Below are 21,435 nucleotides of genomic sequence, written 5' to 3' on the forward strand. Positions count from 1 at the left end.
CAGGATATCTGTGGTGATGAGACCATGACGACGCGTTAAAATTGCGGCCAATGACAAATTAAAGGTGGAGTAAGCATGAACAAAACAACCGGAATAACCCGCATCATCAAGGCGGCGGGTTATTCGCTACAAGGGTTGAAACAGGCATGGCGGCACGAAGCGGCATTTCGCCAGGAGTCATTACTCACGCTTGCTGCGATTATTATTGCCTGCTGGCTGCCGGTTTCAATGGTGGAACGGCTGTTGTTGATCGGTTCCGTGGTGCTGATCGTGCTGTTTGAGCTGGTCAATAGCGCTATTGAAGCGGTGGTGGATCGGGTCGGCATGGATTACCACGAATTGTCCGGCCGGGCGAAGGACATCGGTTCGGCGGCGGTATTTGTCGCCTGTTTGCTGGCGACCGGAGTATGGGGGGCGATACTGTGGAATCGTTTTGCGTGACGCTTTGCATAATCGCAGAAAAATCCGCGCAATAGCGATATCGCGGTTCCCATCGGCACTTTCCCTGTATATACTCACAGCGAAACTGTATAAACAACCAGGGGGCGGAATGAAAGCGCTAACTACCAGACAACAGCAGGTTTATGATCTGATTCGCGATCATATTTCACAAACCGGTATGCCGCCCACCCGGGCCGAAATCGCCAGTCAGCTTGGCTTCCGTTCGCCGAATGCGGCTGAGGAACATCTCAAGGCGCTGGCGCGTAAAGGCGTTATTGAGATCGTCACCGGCGCTTCCCGCGGTATTCGCCTGCTGATGGAAGAAGAAGATCAGGGATTGCCGTTGATCGGTCGCGTCGCCGCCGGTGAACCGTTGCTGGCGCAACAGCACATCGAATGCCACTATCAGGTCGACCCGGCGATGTTCAAGCCCAGCGCCGATTTCCTGCTGCGGGTCAGCGGGATGTCGATGAAAGATATCGGTATTCTGGACGGCGACCTGCTGGCGGTGCATAAAACGCAGGATGTGCGTAACGGCCAGGTGGTGGTCGCGCGCATTGAAGATGAAGTGACGGTCAAACGACTGAAAAAGCAGGGCAATGTTGTGCAACTGCTGGCGGAAAACAAAGAGTTCGCTCCAATCGTTGTCGATCTGCGTGAGCAAAATTTCTCGATTGAAGGATTGGCGGTTGGCGTAATCCGCAACAGCGACTGGAGCTAACGCCCCTGCTTTAGTCCGCCTTTGAAGGATGGATGCTGCCGCCCATGCAGGTGTTCAGCTTGTCTGGATGAACGCCTGTACTGCCCGGTACTTTGACCGGGCTGAACGTGATGTATGAATTCAGGGACGCGTGGTGTATTCAGGAAGAATCACTTTATTCAGAACGAATAACTGTCTTTAGAACGAATAGCTGTTTTCAGAAAGAATAGCTGCCTTCAGAACAAATAGCTGCCTTCAGAACGAATAATGTATTCATTAAGAATCATGTATTTAGAAAGAGTAGTGTGAAGCAATGCTTCACACTTAGCGTTTCTTCACCATGATGCTGTGATCATGATTACAGCTGTCCCGATGTTCGCAGGACTCCACCTTCTGGCATTCGCCACACAAGCCGTGGGCTTCCACCACACTGTGACGCAGAGCGAAGCCAGCCTGTTTCGCCAACTGGTGCAGCGTTTCCTCAACGCCTTCTGTCTGACGTTCCGTCACCTGCCCGCAGCGGTCGCAGATAAACAATGCCGAAGTATGGCTATGTTCTTCGAAATGATGGCACAGCACATAGCTGTTGGTGGACTCCACCTTGTGGATAAAACCTTGTTCCAGCAGGAAATCCAGCGCGCGATAAACGGTGGGAGGCTTGGCCTGAGGCTCGGAAACGCGAAGCAAATCCAGCAGATCATACGCGCTGATCGCACCGGGTTGCTGGGCCATCAAGCGCAACACTTCCTGACGCTGTGGCGTCAGACGCACATTGCGTTGCTGGCAAAGCTGTTCAGCCTGGGCAACAAGTTTGTCCGGATTGGTTGAATCCATTGCAGTAACCCTGAAGCGAGTGTGAAATCATGGCGGCATCTTACCATGACTGAATAAAAACGCCGAGATGGCTGCCGCAAGGTTGCGCTGGGCCATCTCTCGTCACACTGCATAACTGGCGATTCATTTTCTTCATAGCGGAATCCCTGCCGTGTACCGGCCTGATTCGCGGCGCCGGCACCGCCCTGAAACCTGGTGGTCAGGGCGGAAGGCAACATGCGTGGCGGGGCTTTGTACGAGCACGGATCAGGCTTAGACCACCAGATCGATCAGCAATGCTCGTGTGGCGGTTTCCGCCCGGATGATAAGGCTGTTTTCCTGCTGAACAAACGCGCCGTCGCCGCAGCGCAATACGTTGGGAATCGCAGCGCTATTGCCGTTGATGCTGATCGTGCCGTGAATCGATTGCAGATAGGCGCGGTTGCCGTTTAGCGTCAGGTTGTGCTGCTCGCCGGCCGCCAGATTCAGATGGTGGATCCACACCTGTTGACGCAAATGAAAGGCGCTGGCCGACTCATCCGGCGATGCCAGCAACTGGTAAGGTTGGTCTTTCAGCGCTAACCGCTGCAAACACCGGTTTTCCCGCGTTGGGCAGGCGTCCAGCCACAGTTGCAGCCGGGTCAGCGGCGTGTCGTCGCCGATATTGTGTTCGCTGTAACTGACGTTAGGCTGGGCGGCCAGCAGCAAGGCTTCGCCCGCTTTGGCGCGGGTATGATTACCGTTGCTGTCGCGGTATTCCGCCTCGCCCTGCAACAGGATGTTCAGAATGTCGACGCGCGGATAGGTTCGTGGCTGAAAAGAGGCACCCGGGGCCAGCACTTCCTGATTGAGCACCCGCAGCGAGGCGAAACCCAGTAGATCAGGATCAAAGTAATGACCGAAAGAAAAGGTGTAACGTGCCTGCAACCAGCCATAGTCAGCCTGGCCGCATTGTTCTGCTGCTCTGCTAATGATCATGGTATTCGACCCTGAGAATTATTGATAAAGCGATAGTAATTGTCTGGACGATGGATTGTTAGCCAGTTAATCTGGTCGGTACGTTCAAAAATCCTGAATGAGTGAAGAAATGGCAAAAGAACGGGCATTAACACTAGAAGCTTTAAGGGTCATGGACGCCATCGATCGCCGGGGAAGTTTTGCTGCCGCTGCAGATGAACTGGGGCGAGTCCCGTCCGCTCTGAGTTATACCATGCAGAAACTGGAGGATGAACTGGATGTGGTGCTGTTCGACCGCTCAGGCCATCGCACCAAATTCACTAATGTCGGACGGATGCTGCTGGAGCGGGGACGAATTCTGCTGGAAGCCGCCGACAAACTAACCACGGATGCCGAAGCGCTGGCGCGAGGATGGGAAACCCACCTGACCATCGTGGTGGAAGCGCTGGTGCCGACCGAGCACTTTTTTCCGCTGTTGGACAAGCTATCGCTAAAGGCCAATACCCAGGTGTCATTATTGACCGAAGTGCTGGCCGGGGCGTGGGAACGGCTGGAGCAGGGGCGAGCGGATATCGTTGTCGCGCCGGACATGCACTTTCGTTCGTCTTCAGAGATCAACACCCGCAAACTCTATTTGATGAAAAACGTGTATGTGGCCAGCCCGGACCACCCGATTCACGATGAGCCCGAACCGTTATCGGAAGTGACTCGTGTCAAATACCGGGGTATTGCTATCGCTGATACCGCTCGCGAGCGTCCGGTGTTGACGGTGCAACTGCTGGATAAACAGCCGCGCCTGACCGTGAGTTCGATGGATGACAAGCGCCGGGCGTTGCTGGCCGGGTTGGGGGTGGCGACCATGCCGTATGAGCGGGTGGCGCAGGATATCGCCGAAGGCCGTCTGCGAGTGGTAAGTCCGGAAGATTCCATGGAAGCTCAAATTATCATGGCATGGCGGCGCGACAGTATGGGCGAAGCCAAGGCGTGGTTTTTACGGGAAATTCCGCGCATATTCAACGCGTTTTGATGGCGGCATGAAGGCAAAATACAACGCCGCCGGTTGGCTGAAATCAACCGGCGGCGTTGTTGTGTCTGGAGCGTGTCGGTAAATCGTACGCTCTGTTCACCAGAGATTACGGGTAGCGTTTATCACGGCCGTGCGGCGTATTCAGGTCCATCTCCGGCCCTACGGAGATGATGCCGTGAGGGTTGATGGTGCCATGACTACGATAGTAGTGGTGGCGGATATGCGCCATGTCCACGGTGTCGGATACGCCGGGCAACTGATAGATCTCACGCAGATAACCATACAGGTTCGGGTAATCGCTTATCCGGCGTTTGTCGCATTTGAAATGGGTGTGATAGACCGGATCAAAACGGATCAACGTCGTCCACAAACGAATGTCTGCTTCAGTGAGACGATCGCCGGCCAGATAACGTTGTCGGGCGAGGATGGTTTCCAGTTTGTCCAGGGCGGTAAATACCAGCCCGACGGATTCGTCGTAAGCGGTTTGCGTTGTGGCAAAGCCGGCTTTGTACACGCCGTTGTTAACCTGGTGGTAAATCCACTCGTTCAGTTCGTCGATTTGCCCTCGCAGCGCCAGCGGATAGTAATCACCGGGTATGGCGCCGCAACCGTCGAACGCGCTGTTGAGCATACGGATGATATCCGCGGATTCATTGCTGACGATGGTGTGCTGCTGAGTGTCCCACAGCACGGGAACGGTGACTCGCCCGCTGTAGTCGGCTTTGGCGTGCAGATAAAGCTGATAGAGAAATTCGTGCTGATAAAGCGTGTCGCCGGTGGCCTGTGGAAAATCGGTGTCGAAGGTCCAGCCATGGTCCAGCATCAGCGGGTGCACCACCGAGACATCGATGTGTTGTTCCAGACCTTTGAGTTTTCGCAGTAACAACGTGCGATGAGCCCAGGGGCAGGCCAGCGATACGTACAGATGGTAGCGACCAGCTTCTGCTTTGAAACCGCCGGTGCCCGTCGGGCCGGCTTCGCCGTCGGCGGTGACCCAGTTGCGGAAAAATGTCTGCGGCCGCTTGAAATGTCCGCCGGATGACTGGGTTTCATACCAGGTGTCGTGCCATACGCCGTCAACCAATAACCCCATAGCCGGATCCTCCAGGAATAATGACAATGGCGGTCACAGCATGCTGTCGACCGCCATCAAATGATAGTCAGGCTGTGTTGCTCAACTGATTATTCAGACTGCCATTACCATTTTTTGTTCAGCAGACGGTCGATGCTGAATGCGCCCGGACCGGTGACGAACAGCAGTACATAGCCGCCGGCGATAGACAGGTTTTTCATGAACATCAACTGGTTGGCGCCCTGAGCGAAATCAGTATGGAAAATGAATGCGGTCAGCAGCGTGAAAATCGCGGTGGCGATTGCAGCGGTGCGGGTCAGGAAGCCAAACAGAACCGCCAGACCGCCGCCCAGTTCCAGCAGAATGGTCAATGGCAGCAGTGCGCCCGGAACGCCCATCGCCTGCATATACTGTTGGGTTGCGGCGTAAGATGCGCCCAGTTTGCCGTAACCGGCAACGATAAACAGGATTGGCAGCAGAATACGGGCAACCATCAGCAATGCATTCTCAAAATTTTTCATCGATATTCTCCAGTAGTGTGTTTGCTGCCGGAGCAAAATCGACAAGGGCGCATCCGGCGTGGCTTGTTTAGAACGTTTGTGTAACAGATGGGAAGAATACTAGAGGCGAAAGCGGGCCGGTGCCAGCGAGTAAAATTGTTGTTTTATGTCAGAAAAATTGACCATGCCGGCGACCGATGAACGAAAAAACCGGGAAACGGTATGTATGCCGACCCCGGTGATGATAAAACGTGACGAGGATACATGGTGAACGAACCGTGCGGCGAAAAGATGGAAAACCGGGCTTCACCGCCGTGGCGGTGATTGCACTACGGAGCGTATCAGCTTCAATGCGCTCCAGATGCCGGCGGCCTTGCGTGCCAGGCTCATCAGCCGCCGCGGGTGGCGTATCCCCAGTATGGCGACGATCGGCGGGATCACGACCAGATAGCGGCGTATCCGCGCCAATTTCTGCCAGTAGTCGTCGCAGGGTGCGGTGATTTCCAGCCAACGGTTTTTGTTCGCCGCCAGATCCAGCCGTTGTTGTTGGATCTGACGTAGCAGTTGCTGTTTTTCGGCGGCCAGACGCTGCTGACGATTCATTTTGGCTCATCCTCCAGCAGCGAACGATCCGTCGCCAGCTCTTTGCGTGTGTCCCGCAATAGCGTGGAACGGCGCAGGCGTTTTAGCGTCCAGAGCGCGCCGAACAACGCCAGTCCAAACAGGGCGGCGGTGATCCAGCACAATGCCGTCAGGCGCAAGGCCGGATCAATGCTCCAGATAATCAGCACAATCAGGCTCATCAGGCCAAACGCCGTGAACAGCAGGGTCAACCCCACCATCAGCAACAACTGAATCAGCAGGTTTTTTTCCTGCTCCAGCTCCACCACCGCCAGTCTGAGGCGTGTTTCCGCCATACCGACCAGAATGGCGAGAATCCGCTGTACGGTGGAAACGGCGGTGCTGCCGGGGCCCTGGCGTTGCGGTTCTGTCTCCATGAGTTAACGGCGAGCCAGCAACAGACCCAGCACCACGCCGACGGCGGCGCCGATGCCAACCCCGGTCCAGGGATTTTTATGTACGAAATCATCGGCGCACTGGGTCGCTTCGCGGGCTTGCGCCGTAATCCGTTCGCCGGTGTCATTCAGACGTTCGCGTGACTCTTTGAGGACGGTTTCAGCCTTATCGCGCAGTTTGTCCAGTTCGGCTTTGGACTTATCGCTGGAGGAGCGTAACACCTCTTCCAGTGTGTCTCCCAGAGAACGCAGCTCTGCTCGCAACTGTTCGGTATTGGATTCTTGTGCCATGTGAACACTCCTTTATTTGATGAATCATAGTGTTAACCACTTTCAGTGTTAACTATAGTGCAGATTTTCATCTTTGCTGAAGGAATGACTACGGATAATTCTGATAACCCGCTGTAAAACTGGCGAAATTAGTTCGAAAAGAAGGGAATGACATAACAGGCGGCGCACAGTTCGCGTCCGCAGGGGATCAGCTTCTGATAACCGGCGAAGCGCCGTTGATGCGTTGGGCGATGACAAGGGCGTGCGGCAGCGCGGTGCTCAGTATTTCTCTGGCCGCGCCGCTTTGCTCCGGCGAAGACAGCCGCACGATGATGCTGTCGTTTTCCGGGGTAATGCTCTTGATGGCGATACCCCGTTCGTTAAGCCGCTGGTAAATATAGAAGCCATCCGGCAAAGGCGCGCCCTGATGCAGCGGGGTAATGTGCAGCATCACCTCGTCCGGCAGACGCCGTGACGACATGGACAGCAGCACGACCAGCGGCAACAGCAGCAGCAACAGACGCCAGGCGGAGGGCTTTCTGAACCTGCGGTTGGTCATCAATCAATTCCTTTTTTCACGTGCCATCATGCGTTTTTTACGCCACAGCACCAGCAGCGACCCTGCCAGCCCGATAAACAGCAAAACCAGCGGCAGCATCATCAGGCAGAACATCAGCTGGTCTTCGTATTTGCGGAATACCGGGGTTTTGCCCAGCGCGAAACCGAGAGAAACCAGAATGATGACCCACAAAAAACCACTCATCCAGTTGAAGAACTGGAAACGGGTGTTATTCAGCCCAGACAGCCCGGCAATGGTCGGCAGCAAGGTTCGGATGAAGGCCAGGAAACGGCCGATCAACAGCGCCGATAACCCATGACGGTGGAACAACTGATGCGCCCGCTGGTGATAGTGTGATGGAAGATGCGACAACCATCCTTGAACGACTCGCGTATTTCCGAGCCATTTTCCCTGCAGATAACTGACCCAGCAGCCAAGACTGGCGGCAGTGGTTAACAGCGCGATGGTGAACGGGTAATTCATGGTGCCTTTGGCTACCAGCACTCCCACCAGAATCAGCAGGCTGTCGCCCGGCAGGAAAGCCGCCGGCAGCAGGCCGTTTTCCAGGAACAAAATCAAAAACAGCAGCAGGTAAATCGTCCAGACCAGTTTGGGATTGGCCAGGACTTCGAAATTCTGGTGCCAGAGAGCATGCAAAAGTTCTTTAACTATATCCATCTGGTGTTCCTGTACTGCGGCGTTGGAGAAACCACGCTGAGAACCTGTGACCCGTCAGCGCTGCCGCCGTTGGCATAGTCCGATGTTCGGAACCATGAACGGGCGCGCTGATGAGCCGGGTACGCAGAGCGGTCATTGCTGTACATCGGGTGGCGTGCTCCTTCACGAGCCTGCACATATACCCTTCATACTTCAAGTGGCTGCCTTCGATCACTCCAGTCGCTTACCGGGCTCCTGGGGAGTCACTCGCTTGCCGCGTTACAAGACTCGTAATGAGCCCTATCCTGAAGGACCAAACGCGTTGCCTTGTTCAACACGCGAGCGTTTCGTCCTGCAACTCGAATTTTGGGGTACAGACTGATGTCATTATCCGTGTGTGGCCGATGGCATGTCCTGTTTACGCTGATAAACGTTGCGATACGGGCAGTTGACCGGCTTGCCGGGGCATACTGGCGCTTTTCAGCGCATTTCCCCACTTGCCATGTTCCTTTCCGGTTATTTTGCCTTTCAGGTCGTTCTGCCAGTAATTAAGCGTAAAAAAAGTACCCTAACTGTAACAAAAGCAGTGCGGGCGAGATAGGAAAATATCACGTTCTGAAAACGTATAACGACCTGTTTATTGGGAAAAGGTTGTGATTGCCGTCATATTTTACACTTGCTGACAGAACTCGACGCTGGATGACTTTTTTGCCCCCGAATGGTGGGGGCAAAATGCAGGAAAGGTATGGGGAAATTCAGGATTTGCCGTTGGTGATGTGATCGAGATGGACGACCGGATTTTCGGCGAACATGTAGCGATCGACATTAAATTCGAAGTCATCGGTAGTGGCGCGGAACAGCATCTGCTTGGTGTTCTCCAGGTGTTGCCACATCGCCAGTTTGGCGGCGTAAGGATCTTTGCGGATCAGCGCCTTAAGAATCTGATCATGCTCTTCGCACCAGCTTTCGATCGACTTGTCGTCGATATGTTCATGCAGCTTGCGCCAGTAAGGGTTGTGGATACGCTGGCTCCACATCTTTTCCACGATGGTGGCCATTGCCGAGTTCTGGGTAGCCAGCGCGACCTGTACGTGGAATTTCAGATCCCACTCCGAATCGCGGAAACGATCTTCCTGACGGGCGTTTTCCTGAATCTCCATCAGTTGGATGATGTCCTGCCGGGTGACCTGAGTGGCGGCGAACTCTGCGATATTGCTTTCTATCAATTGGCGCGCCTGCAGCAGCTCGAACGGCCCGGCGGTAAGAAAATCGGCGTCGCTGCCGTTGGCGGCCAGCAGATGGCGCTGTTGACTGGACATAACGTGAATGCCGGAGCCTTTGCGAACCTCCACGTAACCTTCCACTTCCAGCATGATGATGGCTTCACGTACCACGGTACGGCTGACGTTCATCTCTTCGGAAATATTGCGCTCGGCCGGCAACTTGTCGCCCACCGGATAAACGCCGTTCTCAATGCGTTGTTTCAATTCTGCGGCCAACTGCTGGTAGAGCCGTCTGGATTCTGTCAGTGCCATGATGCCTGCTCTTAAGATAGAGGACGCTCCCTGAGGCAACGTGCGTCACTGCGTCTATCTCGTTATGATGATTTCGTTAATGTAGACTGATATTCAGAGTAGATTTGTTATACCACCTACAGCGGACGGCGACCAACACCCACGTCACAGTTAGCTGTTGTGATAAACCCAGAGGAAAGGATTCATCCGGTATCCCATGATCATGATACCGGATGAATGGCGTGAAGCAGAAATTTGTCTGTTAGTGTTGCTGTGCGGCTTTCAGGTCGGTGCCGTTATTTCCCTCTTCGGAAGCCGGGTGGTTTTTCAGTACCGTCCAGATAACGATCGCGCCCAGCAGGTCGAAGATAGCCAGTACGGCGAACAGCGGGCTAAAGCCGATGGTATCGGCCAGCGCACCTACCACCAGGGCGAACAGGGTGCTGGCGGTCCAGGCGGCCATCCCGGTCAGACCGTTGGCGGTGGCCACTTCGTTACGGCCGAACACGTCGGAAGACAGGGTGATCAGCGCACCGGACAGGGACTGATGGGCAAAGCCGCCGACGCACAGCAGCGCGATAGCGATATACGGGCTGGTGAACAGGCCGATGGTGCCGGGGCCGATCATCAGCAGCGCGCCCAGGGTGACGACCAGTTTGCGGGAAACGATCAGGTTCACCTTGAAGTATTTCTGGAACAACATCGGCATATAACCACCAAGGATACAGCCCAGGTCGGCGAACAGCATCGGCATCCAGGCGAACATGGCGATTTCTTTCAGGTTAAAGCCATAGACTTTGAACATGAACAGCGGGATCCAGGCGTTGAAAGTACCCCAGGCCGGCTCAGCCAGAAAACGCGGCAGCGCGATGCCCCAGAACTGACGGTTGCGCAGAATCTGCCAGGCGGACAGTTTCTTGGCGTTGCCAACCTGATGCTGAGCTTCCTGACCGCTCAGGATGTAGTCGCGCTCTTCCGCGCTGAGTTTTTTCTGATCTTTCGGATGCTTATAGAAGTACAGCCAGCCGATTGCCCACACCATGCTCAGCGCACCGGTGATCAGGAACGCCATCTGCCAGCTGTGCGCCATGATAGCCCAGACCACCAGCGGCGGAGCCAGCATGCCGCCGATTGAAGAACCGACGTTGAAGTAACCGACCGCGACGGAGCGCTCTTTGGCCGGGAACCATTCGCTACTGGCTTTCAGGCCGGCTGGAATCATCGCCGCTTCTGCCGCACCGACCGCGCCGCGCGCGATGGCCAGGCCGCCCCAGCTGTTAGCCATCGCGGTGCCGGCGCAGAACAACGCCCACAGGATAGCAAATACGGCATAGCCGACTTTAGTGCCCAGCAAATCCAGTACATAACCGGCAACCGGCTGCATGATGGTGTAGCAGGCTGAATAGGCCGCAATGATATAGGAATATTGCTGGGTGCTGATATGGAGCTGTTCCTGCAGTGTTGGCGCCGCTGCGGCAATTGCGTTACGCGTCAGGTAGCCCAGAACGGTACCGATGGTCACCAGTCCGATCATGTACCAGCGCAAGCCTTTGATCTTGAACATGTTAAATATCTCTCCGAGTTTAATTACCACAGCGGAACCTGTCATCGGTCTGCCGCGATAGGTGTAGACCACGCCGAAAGTGACGGGGCGCTGCTGCGCCCCGGTCAAAGCCTGCGGGAGTTGCCGCCTGACCGGTTGCCCTGCCGCCGGGCACGGCTGGCGGGCTGCGACGGCGATCCCGCCGCGCGCGTTATTGTTTTCCGGCGGGGATATCAACCCCGTTGACGATATTGAGATTGAATCCCCTCATCAGGCAGCGCTACAATAATTTGTCATACCAATTTAAAAGTTGAGTGATATCACAAAACCATTATTTTGATAGGGAATAAAATAACCCGGCCCACAGGAACCGCCGTCTGGCGAGGTGGAAGCGTAAAAATGGTGTGATGGGAAGCGATTTATGCCATTTTTGCGATCATGACCTCACTAATGGTGTCAGTTATCGCAGATAATTGGTGTGATATCTTTGTAAGCGTGACCGCATTTGGTTGGCAAATGTAGTGTGAGGAAGCGAACATGCCCCAGTTTTTAAGTGAAGATTTTTTGTTGGATACTGAGTTTGCCCGTCGGCTGTACCATGAATTCGCAGCGGATCAGCCCATTTTTGATTACCACTGCCATTTGCCGCCTGCGCAGATTGCCGAGAATTACCGCTTTAAAAACCTGTATGACATCTGGCTGAAGGGCGACCATTACAAATGGCGCGCCATGCGCACCAACGGCGTGCCGGAGCGTTTCTGTACCGGCGACGCCAGCGACTGGGAGAAATTCGAAGCCTGGGCCGCCACCGTACCGCATACCATCGGCAACCCGCTGTATCACTGGACGCACCTGGAACTGCGCCGTCCGTTCGGCATCACCGGCACTCTGCTGTCGCCGTCTACCGCCAAAGACATCTGGAACCGCACCAACGCTCTGCTGGAGCGTGACGAGTTCAGCGCGCGCGGCATCATGCAGCAGATGAACGTGAAAATGGTCGGCACCACCGACGATCCGATCGACGATCTGGTGCACCATAAAGCGGTCGCTCAGGATAAAACCTTCTCTATCAAGGTGCTGCCAAGCTGGCGTCCTGACAAGGCATTCAATATCGAACTGGCGACCTTTAACGATTATATGGCGAAGCTCGGTGAAGTGTCCGATACCGACATCCGCCGTTTCAGCGACCTGCAGGCCGCGTTGACCAAGCGTCTGGACCACTTTGCCGCACACGGCTGTAAAGTGTCCGACCATGCGCTGGACGTCGTGCTGTACGCCGACGCGGATGAAGCCACGCTGGATGGCATTCTGGCCCGTCGCCTGTCCGGCGCAACCCTGAGCGAACACGAAGTGGCGCAGTTCAAAACCGCGGTACTGGTGTGGCTGGGTGCCGAATACGCACGCCGCGGCTGGGTGCAGCAGTATCACATCGGCGCACTGCGCAACAACAACCTGCGCCAGTTCAATCTGCTGGGGCCGGATGTGGGCTTCGACTCCATCAACGACCGCCCGCTGGCGCAGGAGCTGTCCCGCCTGCTCAGCAAGCAGAATGAAGAAAACCTGCTGCCGAAAACCATCCTGTACTGCCTGAACCCGCGTGATAACGAAGTGCTGGGCACCATGATCGGCAACTTCCAGGGCGAAGGTATGCCGGGCAAGATGCAGTTTGGTTCCGGCTGGTGGTTCAACGACCAGAAAGACGGCATGCAGCGTCAGATGACGCAGCTGGCGCAACTGGGTCTGCTGAGCCGTTTCGTCGGCATGCTGACCGACAGCCGCAGCTTCCTGTCCTACACCCGTCATGAATACTTCCGCCGCATTCTGTGCCAGATGATCGGCCGCTGGGTGGAAGATGGCGAGGCGCCGGGCGACCTGCCGCTGCTGGGCGAGATGGTGAAAAATATCTGTTTCGATAACGCCAAAAACTATTTCGGCATCGAGTTATAACCAAAATAATTCGAGTTGCAGGAAGGCGGCAACCGAGGGAATCCCTGGGAGCTTACATCAGTAAGTGACCGGGGTGAGTAAGGGCAGCCAACATACCTGCAACTTGAAGTATGACGGGTATATAAGAAAAGGGAGGGCGGGCGCCGTCGCGGGCCCGTCTGTCAATGTTGTGATTTCGGGCTGGCGCAGGGTGCTGAATCCGCCGCCCTGACGCTGTCGTGCTGACCTGACGCTGCCGTAATGATCTGACGGTTGTACCGACTGGCGTTTGTCCCGAAGTGTCGTGTTCTGAGGTAGCTTGTTAATGCAAACGCTGAATCGTCGTGATTTTCCTGGCCGTCGTCACCCTGACCGCGTCATCCAATTTGGCGAAGGCAATTTCCTTCGCGCCTTTATTGACTGGCAACTGGATCTGTTGAATGAACATACCGATCTGGATGCCGGCATTGTTGTGGTTCGTCCGATTGATACCGATTTTCCGCCCGCGCTGGATACCCAGGATGGCCTGTACACCACCATCATCCGCGGCCTGAACGAGCAGGGCGAAGCGGTGCGCGAGCCGCGCCTGATCCGCTCCGTTAACCGTGAAATCAATGTTTACCGCCAGTTTGACGAGTATCTGGCGCTGGCGCATGACGCCAACATCCGCTTTGTGTTTTCGAACACGACGGAAGCCGGCATCAGCTACCATGCTGACGATCGCCTGACCGACACGCCGCCGGCCAGCTTCCCGGCCAAACTGACCCGCCTGCTGTTCGAACGTTTTAACCATTTTAACGGCGCCGCCGACAAAGGCTGGGTGCTGTTGCCGTGCGAACTGATCGACTACAACGGCGAAAAACTGAAAGAGCTGGTACTGCGTTACGCGGCGCAGTGGGAGCTGCCGGCGGCGTTCACCGCCTGGCTGAACGAGTGCAACACTTTCTGCTCGACGCTGGTGGACCGTATCGTAACCGGTTACCCGCGCGCCGAAGTGGACGCGCTGCAGCAGGAACTGGGCTATCAGGACACCTTCCTGGATACCGCCGAGTACTTCTACCTGTTTGTGATTCAGGGGCCGCAATGGCTGGCGGAAGAGCTGCGCCTGAACAAGCTGAAACTGAACGTGCGTATTGTCGACGACATTAAACCGTACAAAGAACGCAAAGTGGCGATCCTTAACGGCGCGCATACCGCGCTGGTGCCGGTAGCGTTCCTGGCCGGCCTGGATACCGTGGGCGAATCTCTGAACGATGCGCAGATCGGCAAGTTTGTCGAAACCACCATCGCCGAGGAGATCGTACCGGTGCTGGATCTGCCGCACGACGAGCTGGTGTCGTTCGCGCAGGCGGTGCTGAGCCGTTTCAGAAACCCGTTCATCCAGCATCAGTTGCTGTCTATCGCCCTGAACGGCATGACCAAATTCCGTACCCGCATTCTGCCGCAGCTGCTGACCTACCGCGAACGCCACGGCGCTTTGCCGAAACGCCTGACCTTCGCGCTGGCGGCGCTGATCGCTTTTTATCGCGGCGAGCGCAACGGCGACAGCTACCCGCTGCAGGACGACGCTCACTGGCTGGAGCGTTATGAGGTGCTGTGGGGCGGCGTGCGCGCCGGCACCACGTCGCTGGCGCAGGTAGTGAACGCGGTGCTGAGCGATGCGGAGCACTGGGAGCAGGATTTGACGCTGGTGCCCGGTCTGGCGGCGCTGGTCACCGAACAACTGCAGGCTATCGTTGAGCGCGGCATGCGTGACGCGGTGGCGGGTTATTGCTAATCGCATAAGGTTTTATCCATGCAGAGCATCATCAAAATTCATTCGTTGGACAATGTCGCCGTCGCCCTGCGCGATCTGGCGCAGGATGAAACGGTGTCGGTTGGCGATATCTCCCTGGCGTTGCCGCAGCCGGTGGCGCGCGGGCATAAGTTCGCCCTCAGGCCGATTGCGTCCGGCGAGATGATCGTGAAATACGGCCTGCCCATCGGCCACGCGCTGGTCGCCATCGCGCCCGGCGAGCACATCCACTCGCAGAACGCCAAAACCAATCTGAGCGATCTGGACGAGTACCAGTACCAGCCGGAGTTCATCGATCTGCCGGCGCAGCTGGCGGATCGCGAGGTTCAAATCTACCGTCGCAAAAACGGCGACGTCGGGATCCGCAACGAACTGTGGATCCTGCCGACCGTCGGCTGCGTCAACGGCATCGCCCGTCAGATCCAGCAGCGTTTCCTCAAGGAAACCAACGATGCGGAAGGTATCGACGGCGTTTACCTGTTCACTCATCCGTTCGGTTGTTCCCAACTGGGGCAGGACCACGAAAACACCCGCACCATGTTGCAGAACATGGTGCGTCACCCGAACGCGGGGGCGGTGCTGGTCATCGGTCTGGGATGTGAGAACAATCAGGTATCTGCGTTCCGCGATACGCTGGGCGAGTTCGATGCCGATCGCGTCAACTTCATGATCTGCCAGCAGCAGGAAGATGAAGTGGAAGCCGGTCTGGAACGTCTGCACCAGCTGTATCAGGTGATGCGCGACGATCGCCGGGCACCGGGCAAGCTCAGCGAGCTGAAGTTTGGTCTGGAGTGCGGCGGTTCGGACGGCCTGTCCGGCATTACCGCCAACCCGCTGCTGGGGCGTTTCTCGGATTACCTCATCGCCAACGGCGGCACCACCGTGCTGACCGAGGTGCCGGAAATGTTCGGCGCCGAGCGCATCCTGATGAGCCGTTGCCGCGACGAAGCTACATTCGAGAAAACCGTGCACATGGTCAATGATTTCAAACAGTATTTCATTGAACATAACCAGCCGATCTACGAAAACCCGTCGCCGGGCAACAAGGCGGGCGGCATCACCACGCTGGAGGAGAAATCCCTCGGCTGTACCCAGAAAGCGGGGCAGAGCCAGGTGGTGGATGTGCTCAAGTACGGTGAACGCCTGCATACGCCGGGGCTGAACCTGCTGAGCGCGCCGGGTAACGATGCGGTGGCCACCAGCGCGCTGGCAGGCGCCGGCTGTCATATGGTGCTGTTCAGTACCGGTCGCGGTACGCCTTACGGCGGCTTTGTGCCGACGGTGAAACTGGCGACCAACACCGAGCTGGCGCAAAAGAAACCGCACTGGATCGACTTTGACGCCGGGCGTCTGATTCACGGTATGTCGATGGACGAGTTGCTGTCGCAGTTTGTCGATCTGATCGTCGAGATCGCCAACGGCAAGCTGGCGAAAAACGAGATCAACGATTTCCGCGAACTGGCGATCTTTAAAAGCGGTGTGACCTTGTAAAGCGGATCATGACAAACCCGATCGTTATCAATACGGTCGTTGTAAATCTAAACGATTCCAAATAAAATAAAACGGCGTTTCATTATTTGAACGCCGTTTTTTCGCAATGGCGCTTTTAAGGCAGGGATCATGACATCTTACGTGTTTGCTCAGGCAGTTGGCGTACTGGCCTTTCTGGTCGGTATTACTATGTTTTTCAACCGCAGTGAAAAGAAATTTAAAATTCAGCTTTCCGCCTACAGCGCGGTTATCGCGTGTCACTTCTTTCTGATGGGAGCGAACGCGGCCGGCATGAGCGCCATGCTGAACTCGGGTCGAACCCTGATCACCCTGAAAACCAACAATATCGCGGTGATGTTCGTGTTTATTACGCTGACGCTGGCGCTGGGTTTACCGGGTGTGAAACATCCGATGGAACTGTTGCCGATCATCGGCACCGTGTGCAGCACCTGGGCGCTATTCCGGGCTCATGGATTGGCGATGCGCGGCATTATCTGGTGTTCAACCTCATTATGGGTGATACACAACATCTGGCTGGGGTCGATCGGCGGGTCGCTGATTGAAGCCAGTTTCCTGGTGATGAACGGATACAACATCGTTCGTTTCTGGCGTATGCAGCGTAACGGCATCGACCCGTTCAAGATGGATGAGCACTCGTCTACCAAGAGCGCCTGAGAAAAAGCCCCGCGGCTGCGGGGCTTGCGTTAACAGACGGCGCTATCAGCGCCCGGCGCGGCGATTCACCCAGATGTTGATCAGGATGGTTGTCAGCAGGATCGCGGCCACCACGCTGAGCGAGATGGCGACCGGAATGTGGAACAGATCGATCAGCATCATCTTGATACCGATAAAGATCAGGATCACCGCCAGCCCATATTTCAGCATCGAGAACTTCTGCGCCACCCCGGCGAGCAGGAAGTACATGGCGCGTAGCCCCAGAATGGCGAACAGGTTTGACGTCAGCACGATGAACGGGTCGGTGGTGACGGCGAAAATGGCCGGGATGCTGTCTACCGCGAAGATCACGTCGCTGATTTCCACCATCACCAGCACCAGAAACAGCGGCGTGGCGTACCACAGGCCGTTCTGGCGGATAAAGAAATGCTCGCCTTGCAGGTTGTCGGTCATCCGCAGGTGGCTGCGCAGCCAGCGGACCACCGGTTTATCGCCGATGGCGGTGTCGTCCGCTTTCGCCAGCGCCATTTTGAGGCCGGTGAGCAGCAGGAATGCGCCGAACAGATACAGCAGCCACTGGAACTGGGAGACCAGCCAACTGCCGGCGAACACCATGATGGTACGCAGTACGATCGCCCCCAGCACGCCGTACACCAGCACCCGGCGCTGATACTGGGCGGGGATGGCAAAATAGCTGAACAGCATCAGCCAGACGAACACGTTGTCGACGGCCAGCGCTTTTTCGATCAGATAACCGGTAAAGAACGCCAGCGCCTGAGCATCCGCCACCTCACGGCCCATCGTGCCGGTGAGATACCACCAGAAACCGGCGTTGAACAGTATTGAGAGTGTGACCCACACCAGCGACCAGACGGCGGCCTGTTTGAAGGTCATGACCGTGGAGCCTTTCTTACCCTGATAAAACAGGTCGATGGCGAGCATGACCACCACAATGATTGCGAAGCTGCCCCACATCAGGGGGGTACCTATAGTTACCATAACAGTATCCCTTAGAACCTATCCCATCCGGGTTGGCTCTGTCGTCAGAAAACAAAACGGCCTGTGTCAGAAGGCACAGGCCGTTTGCTATTAAGCTGCAAATAGACCTCGCCTTCTGGCAAGGTCTCACTTACAACTTAATGCGGAATAGTCATTAAGGTTGCCTGGTAACCGAGTGCTATTGCACTGTAATGACGATTGACCAGCGAAAAGTTACTCCCCTTTGCAACACCAAAGATAGGATAGTTCCTGTACAGGGTCAAACAATTCCGCTGGCGCTTTATCCCGCGAAGGCATCGCTGCAAATGACGTCTACGCTAGTGGATGAATAGGCCGCCGGCGTGACGAACTCTCGGCGATTCGACAGGAAAACCATTTACTGCGACGCCGTTTTAAGGGATAAACAGCGCCAGATTTTGTATTGCAGGAGAGGCCATGAGCCAACTTGATCTGGAAACACATAGCCTGACGCTGGTTCGTTACCCGCAGTCCGATCGCGAGTCACCGTTGCAGGCGTGGGAAGCGGCGGATGAATATCTGCTGCGGGAGTTGGCCGAGATGCCGATCGGGCCCGGTCCCCGGCTGATTTTCAATGATGCGTTCGGGGCGCTGGCCTGCGGCTTGCAGGCGCAGACGCCCTTCTGCATCAGCGACTCGTACCTGAGCCAACTGGCGACCCGGCATAATCTGTCGCTTAATGGGTACGCGCCGGAATCGGTCACCCTGCTGGACAGCCTGGCGCCGCTGCCGGACGCCCCGGCGCTGGTGGTGTTGAAAGTACCGAAAACGCTGGCGTTGCTGGAACATCAGCTACGGCAACTGCGTGAGGTGGCGACGCCGCAGACCGTGGTCATCGCCGGCGCTAAAGCGCGGGATATCCATACTTCGACGCTGCAACTGTTCGAGCAGATTCTGGGGCCGACCCGCACCTCGCTGGCCTGGAAAAAGGCCCGGCTGATTCACTGCCAGCCGGAGCCGCGTACTGTTGATGAACAACCGGTGATGACGGTCTGGCCGCTGGACGGCACGGATGATCCTACCCACCACTATCACATTCACAACTACGCCAATGTGTTTGCCCGCGGCGGGCTGGATATCGGCGCCCGTTTTTTCATGCAGCATTTACCGCAGCAACTGGACGGCAAGATTGTCGATCTGGGCTGCGGCAACGGCGTCATTGGCCTGACCGCGCTGGCGCTGAACCCGCAGGCCTACGTCAGCTTTTTCGACGAGTCCTATATGGCGGTGGCCTCCAGTCGGCGCAATGTGGAATACAACCGGCCGCAGGATATGGCGCGCAGCAGTTTTGTGGTGAACCATGCGCTGGCGGGCGTCGGGCAGGACAGCCTGCAAGCGGTGCTGTGCAATCCGCCGTTCCATCAGCAACAGGCGATTACCGATGATATCGCCTGGCAGATGTTCCTTGATGCGCGCCGCTGTCTGGCAGTTGGCGGAGAGTTGCGGATCGTTGGCAACCGCCATCTGGACTACTTCCACAAGCTGAAGCGGCTGTTCGGCAATTGCGAAAACGTCGCCAGCAATGCGAAGTTCGTCGTGCTGCGGGCGGTGAAAACCCGCAGTCGCTAAGCGGCGTAGTCCCGCATGGCATTTGTTGTCGCGCGGGACTGTCATTATAATCCGCAGGTTACGTCAGCGAAGGAACCCCTATGTGTATCGAAGAGTTGGAAGCGCGGTTGGACAGCGCGCTGCAGGCGCTGGAAGCCAGCGTCAGCCGACAGCAACAGATCTGGCAGCGCGATTATCAGCATCTTCATTTGCAACTGGCGCAGGCTCGCCAGCGCGAAGCGGATTTGTGCGCAAGAATCAATGAGCTGGTTACCCGGGTCAACATGATGGATGAATCCCCCGAGCGCAATCCGTTGCTGCAGAAGATCAACCTGATCCGCGCCCACCTTGATGCGCTAGCCAACGAAGCCGCTGCGTTTTATCGTTCTCTGCCCTGACGAACGGTCAGGGCCGTTCTATTTTATTTTCGGTATTATCATTTAGGTTGATTATATTTGTTTTTTATTTTTTTCTGGCGGCATTGATATTTTATTTATAATTTAATTATCTCCTTTTTCATTCGTATTTTTTATGTTTGTTTTATTTAAAGAAATTATATTGGCCGTTGTGTGGCGGATGAGCCAATACCCAAATAATGAGAGTCATCAATTCCTGTTGTAGGGTGAATATGTCTGAAACATCAGGCGAGAAAAAAAGAGAATTCCTCTCTTTTTATTCATTCATCTATACCCTAAATAATTCGAGTTACAGAAAAGCAGCAACCGAGTGCATCCTCGTGAGCTTATTCTAGTCAGTCACCAGGGTAATCAAACGCAGCCAACGCACCTGTAACTTGAAGTATGGCGGGATATTTCGACAGGAGCATTATTATGGCCTATCCAACTACAGGCACATCCGGTATGGTCGGTTTTGCAAAATCGGGCAGCACCACCGGTGGCACAGGCGGCAGCGTGGTTTCTATTACCAGCCTGAGCGACCTGAAAACCCACGTGGCGGGAACGGATGCGAAAATCCTGGTGATTAACGCCAATATCAGCGCCAGTTCATTAACCAAGGTAACGCTGGGGGCGAATAAATCGATTATTGGTTCTTATAGCAGTAATACGCTGACTAATATTCATTTTCGCAGCGCGTCGAGTTCGAAGAATATTATCTTTCAGAACCTGACGTTTAAACACACCAGCACCATTAAAGGTAATGATGATATTCAGATTTACCTCACGCACGGCAATAAATACTGGCTGGATCATCTCACTTTTCCCGGCCACGATTATACGCTGACCGACGGCGGGCTGGATAAACTGATTTATATCGGAGAAAAAGCCGATTACATCACCATCAGTAATTGCCTGTTCAAAAACCATGAGTACGGATTGATCTTCGGTTATCCGCAGGACGGCAGCAGCAATGGCTCCACCTACGACGGTTACCCGCACCTGACTATTTGCCACTGCTATTTCAGCAATATCTACGTGCGTGCGCCGGGGCTGATGCGTTATGGCTATTACCACGCCTATAACAACTTCATCGACAAATACCAACTGGGGTTCACGCTGGCGCAGAATGCCAAAATTGTTTCCGAATATAACTATTTCGGCACCACCACCAGCAGTAACAAAGGGATGCTGGACGACAAAGGGAGCGGGACATTTACTGATACCGGCAGCACGCCGTCCATTACCAACCAGACCTCTTCGGCCAGCAAGTGGACGCCGTCTTCCAATTACAGCTACAAGCTGAAGACGGTTTCTGAAGCCAAAACCTTTACCCAGAAATACGCCGGGGTACAAAGCAGCAGCCTGACTTTCGGCGGATAAGCGATACTAACGGGCTGGCGACAGCCCGTTTAGGCTGTTGACAAACAGCTATGTTGTCTTGTGAATGGTGAAGTTTGTCCGGTCAGTGAATAGTTTCGTGCGGTATAAGCGGTGTAATTTCTTTGCTGTTTCATCG

At 55.5% G+C, this 21,435-nt stretch carries 22 protein-coding genes; 10 read left to right on the plus strand and 12 right to left on the minus strand.

Features of this window, described 5'->3' with window-relative positions; genetic code table 11:
• Positions 1–75: 75 nt before the first annotated feature.
• The gene (locus DXXMK7_RS02775) at positions 76–441 is read left to right on the plus strand and encodes a diacylglycerol kinase (protein WP_038662574.1); all 366 of its coding nucleotides are present in this window, start codon (positions 76–78) and stop codon (positions 439–441) included.
• 109 nt (positions 442–550) lie between these two features.
• Entirely contained in the window at positions 551–1,162 is a 612-nt protein-coding gene (gene lexA, locus DXXMK7_RS02780; RefSeq protein ID WP_022632067.1) for a transcriptional repressor LexA, read from the plus strand.
• Between the two features lie 303 nt (positions 1,163–1,465).
• Here lexA and zur read toward each other — a convergent pair whose 3' ends face one another.
• Both zur and DXXMK7_RS02790 read right to left on the minus strand, forming a co-directional pair.
• On the minus strand, positions 1,466–1,975 hold the full coding sequence (gene zur, locus DXXMK7_RS02785) for a zinc uptake transcriptional repressor Zur (protein WP_033570633.1): 510 nt from the start codon (positions 1,973–1,975) through the stop codon (positions 1,466–1,468).
• A 252-nt stretch (positions 1,976–2,227) separates the two neighbouring features.
• Positions 2,228–2,932 (minus strand): pirin family protein, encoded by a 705-nt coding sequence (locus DXXMK7_RS02790; protein WP_038917766.1) that lies wholly within the window; start codon positions 2,930–2,932, stop codon positions 2,228–2,230.
• 109 nt (positions 2,933–3,041) lie between these two features.
• Between DXXMK7_RS02790 and DXXMK7_RS02795 the strand changes: the two genes are divergently transcribed.
• Complete coding sequence (locus DXXMK7_RS02795; protein WP_038917767.1) at positions 3,042–3,938, plus strand: LysR family transcriptional regulator; 897 nt, start codon at positions 3,042–3,044, stop codon at positions 3,936–3,938.
• A gap of 106 nt (positions 3,939–4,044) precedes the next feature.
• Here DXXMK7_RS02795 and DXXMK7_RS02800 read toward each other — a convergent pair whose 3' ends face one another.
• From DXXMK7_RS02800 to DXXMK7_RS02840, 9 genes are all read right to left on the minus strand, one after another.
• The gene (locus tag DXXMK7_RS02800; RefSeq protein ID WP_038917768.1) at positions 4,045–5,031 is read right to left on the minus strand and encodes a glutathione S-transferase family protein; all 987 of its coding nucleotides are present in this window, start codon (positions 5,029–5,031) and stop codon (positions 4,045–4,047) included.
• A 104-nt stretch (positions 5,032–5,135) separates the two neighbouring features.
• Positions 5,136–5,531, minus strand: a complete 396-nt coding sequence (locus DXXMK7_RS02805; RefSeq protein ID WP_038662558.1) for a DoxX family protein — start codon at positions 5,529–5,531, stop codon at positions 5,136–5,138.
• A gap of 285 nt (positions 5,532–5,816) precedes the next feature.
• Positions 5,817–6,113 carry a YqjK-like family protein gene (locus tag DXXMK7_RS02810; RefSeq protein WP_038917769.1) on the minus strand — a complete coding sequence of 99 codons (297 nt, stop codon included), beginning with the start codon at positions 6,111–6,113 and terminating at the stop codon, positions 5,817–5,819.
• On the minus strand, positions 6,110–6,508 hold the full coding sequence (locus DXXMK7_RS02815) for a phage holin family protein (RefSeq protein ID WP_038917770.1): 399 nt from the start codon (positions 6,506–6,508) through the stop codon (positions 6,110–6,112). The genes DXXMK7_RS02810 and DXXMK7_RS02815 overlap by 4 nt, the downstream gene beginning before the upstream one ends.
• Before the next feature lie 3 nt (positions 6,509–6,511).
• Positions 6,512–6,817, minus strand: a complete 306-nt coding sequence (locus DXXMK7_RS02820) for a YqjD family protein (RefSeq protein ID WP_038917771.1) — start codon at positions 6,815–6,817, stop codon at positions 6,512–6,514.
• A gap of 187 nt (positions 6,818–7,004) precedes the next feature.
• Entirely contained in the window at positions 7,005–7,355 is a 351-nt protein-coding gene (gene mzrA / locus DXXMK7_RS02825) for an EnvZ/OmpR regulon moderator MzrA (RefSeq protein ID WP_038917772.1), read from the minus strand.
• A gap of 3 nt (positions 7,356–7,358) precedes the next feature.
• Positions 7,359–8,033, minus strand: a complete 675-nt coding sequence (locus DXXMK7_RS02830; RefSeq protein WP_038917773.1) for a DedA family protein — start codon at positions 8,031–8,033, stop codon at positions 7,359–7,361.
• Between the two features lie 734 nt (positions 8,034–8,767).
• On the minus strand, positions 8,768–9,547 hold the full coding sequence (gene exuR, locus DXXMK7_RS02835; protein ID WP_022632078.1) for a transcriptional regulator ExuR: 780 nt from the start codon (positions 9,545–9,547) through the stop codon (positions 8,768–8,770).
• Positions 9,548–9,788: 241 nt separating this feature from the next.
• Positions 9,789–11,090, minus strand: a complete 1,302-nt coding sequence (locus DXXMK7_RS02840; protein ID WP_038920787.1) for an MFS transporter — start codon at positions 11,088–11,090, stop codon at positions 9,789–9,791.
• 516 nt (positions 11,091–11,606) lie between these two features.
• Between DXXMK7_RS02840 and uxaC the strand changes: the two genes are divergently transcribed.
• From uxaC to DXXMK7_RS02860, 4 genes are all read left to right on the plus strand, one after another.
• A complete protein-coding gene (uxaC, locus tag DXXMK7_RS02845; RefSeq protein ID WP_038917774.1) occupies positions 11,607–13,016 on the plus strand; it encodes a glucuronate isomerase in 1,410 nt (469 codons plus the stop codon).
• A gap of 304 nt (positions 13,017–13,320) precedes the next feature.
• Positions 13,321–14,772, plus strand: coding sequence for a tagaturonate reductase (locus DXXMK7_RS02850; protein WP_038917775.1), 1,452 nt, complete (start codon positions 13,321–13,323; stop codon positions 14,770–14,772).
• Between the two features lie 18 nt (positions 14,773–14,790).
• Entirely contained in the window at positions 14,791–16,281 is a 1,491-nt protein-coding gene (locus DXXMK7_RS02855) for a UxaA family hydrolase (protein ID WP_038917776.1), read from the plus strand.
• Between the two features lie 129 nt (positions 16,282–16,410).
• Positions 16,411–16,956 carry a YgjV family protein gene (locus tag DXXMK7_RS02860; protein WP_038662528.1) on the plus strand — a complete coding sequence of 182 codons (546 nt, stop codon included), beginning with the start codon at positions 16,411–16,413 and terminating at the stop codon, positions 16,954–16,956.
• A gap of 45 nt (positions 16,957–17,001) precedes the next feature.
• Here the strand turns inward: DXXMK7_RS02860 and DXXMK7_RS02865 are convergent, their stop codons facing one another.
• Positions 17,002–17,955: a TerC family protein gene (locus tag DXXMK7_RS02865; protein ID WP_038917777.1), complete on the minus strand. Its 954-nt coding sequence runs from the start codon at positions 17,953–17,955 to the stop codon at positions 17,002–17,004.
• A gap of 435 nt (positions 17,956–18,390) precedes the next feature.
• Here DXXMK7_RS02865 and rlmG point away from each other — a divergent pair, with 435 nt between their 5' ends.
• The 3 genes from rlmG to DXXMK7_RS02880 all read left to right on the plus strand — a co-directional run bounded on the left by rlmG (position 18,391) and on the right by DXXMK7_RS02880 (position 21,299).
• On the plus strand, positions 18,391–19,542 hold the full coding sequence (gene rlmG, locus DXXMK7_RS02870; protein WP_038917779.1) for a 23S rRNA (guanine(1835)-N(2))-methyltransferase RlmG: 1,152 nt from the start codon (positions 18,391–18,393) through the stop codon (positions 19,540–19,542).
• Between the two features lie 80 nt (positions 19,543–19,622).
• Positions 19,623–19,919, plus strand: coding sequence for an MbeD/MobD family mobilization/exclusion protein (locus DXXMK7_RS02875; RefSeq protein ID WP_038917780.1), 297 nt, complete (start codon positions 19,623–19,625; stop codon positions 19,917–19,919).
• A 432-nt stretch (positions 19,920–20,351) separates the two neighbouring features.
• Positions 20,352–21,299, plus strand: a complete 948-nt coding sequence (locus DXXMK7_RS02880) for a pectate lyase (protein ID WP_038917782.1) — start codon at positions 20,352–20,354, stop codon at positions 21,297–21,299.
• The last annotated feature ends 136 nt before the right edge of the window (positions 21,300–21,435 follow it).

Origin of the sequence: Dickeya sp. MK7, from assembly GCF_000406305.1 — a bacterium.
Lineage (GTDB): Bacteria > Pseudomonadota > Gammaproteobacteria > Enterobacterales > Enterobacteriaceae > Dickeya > Dickeya fangzhongdai.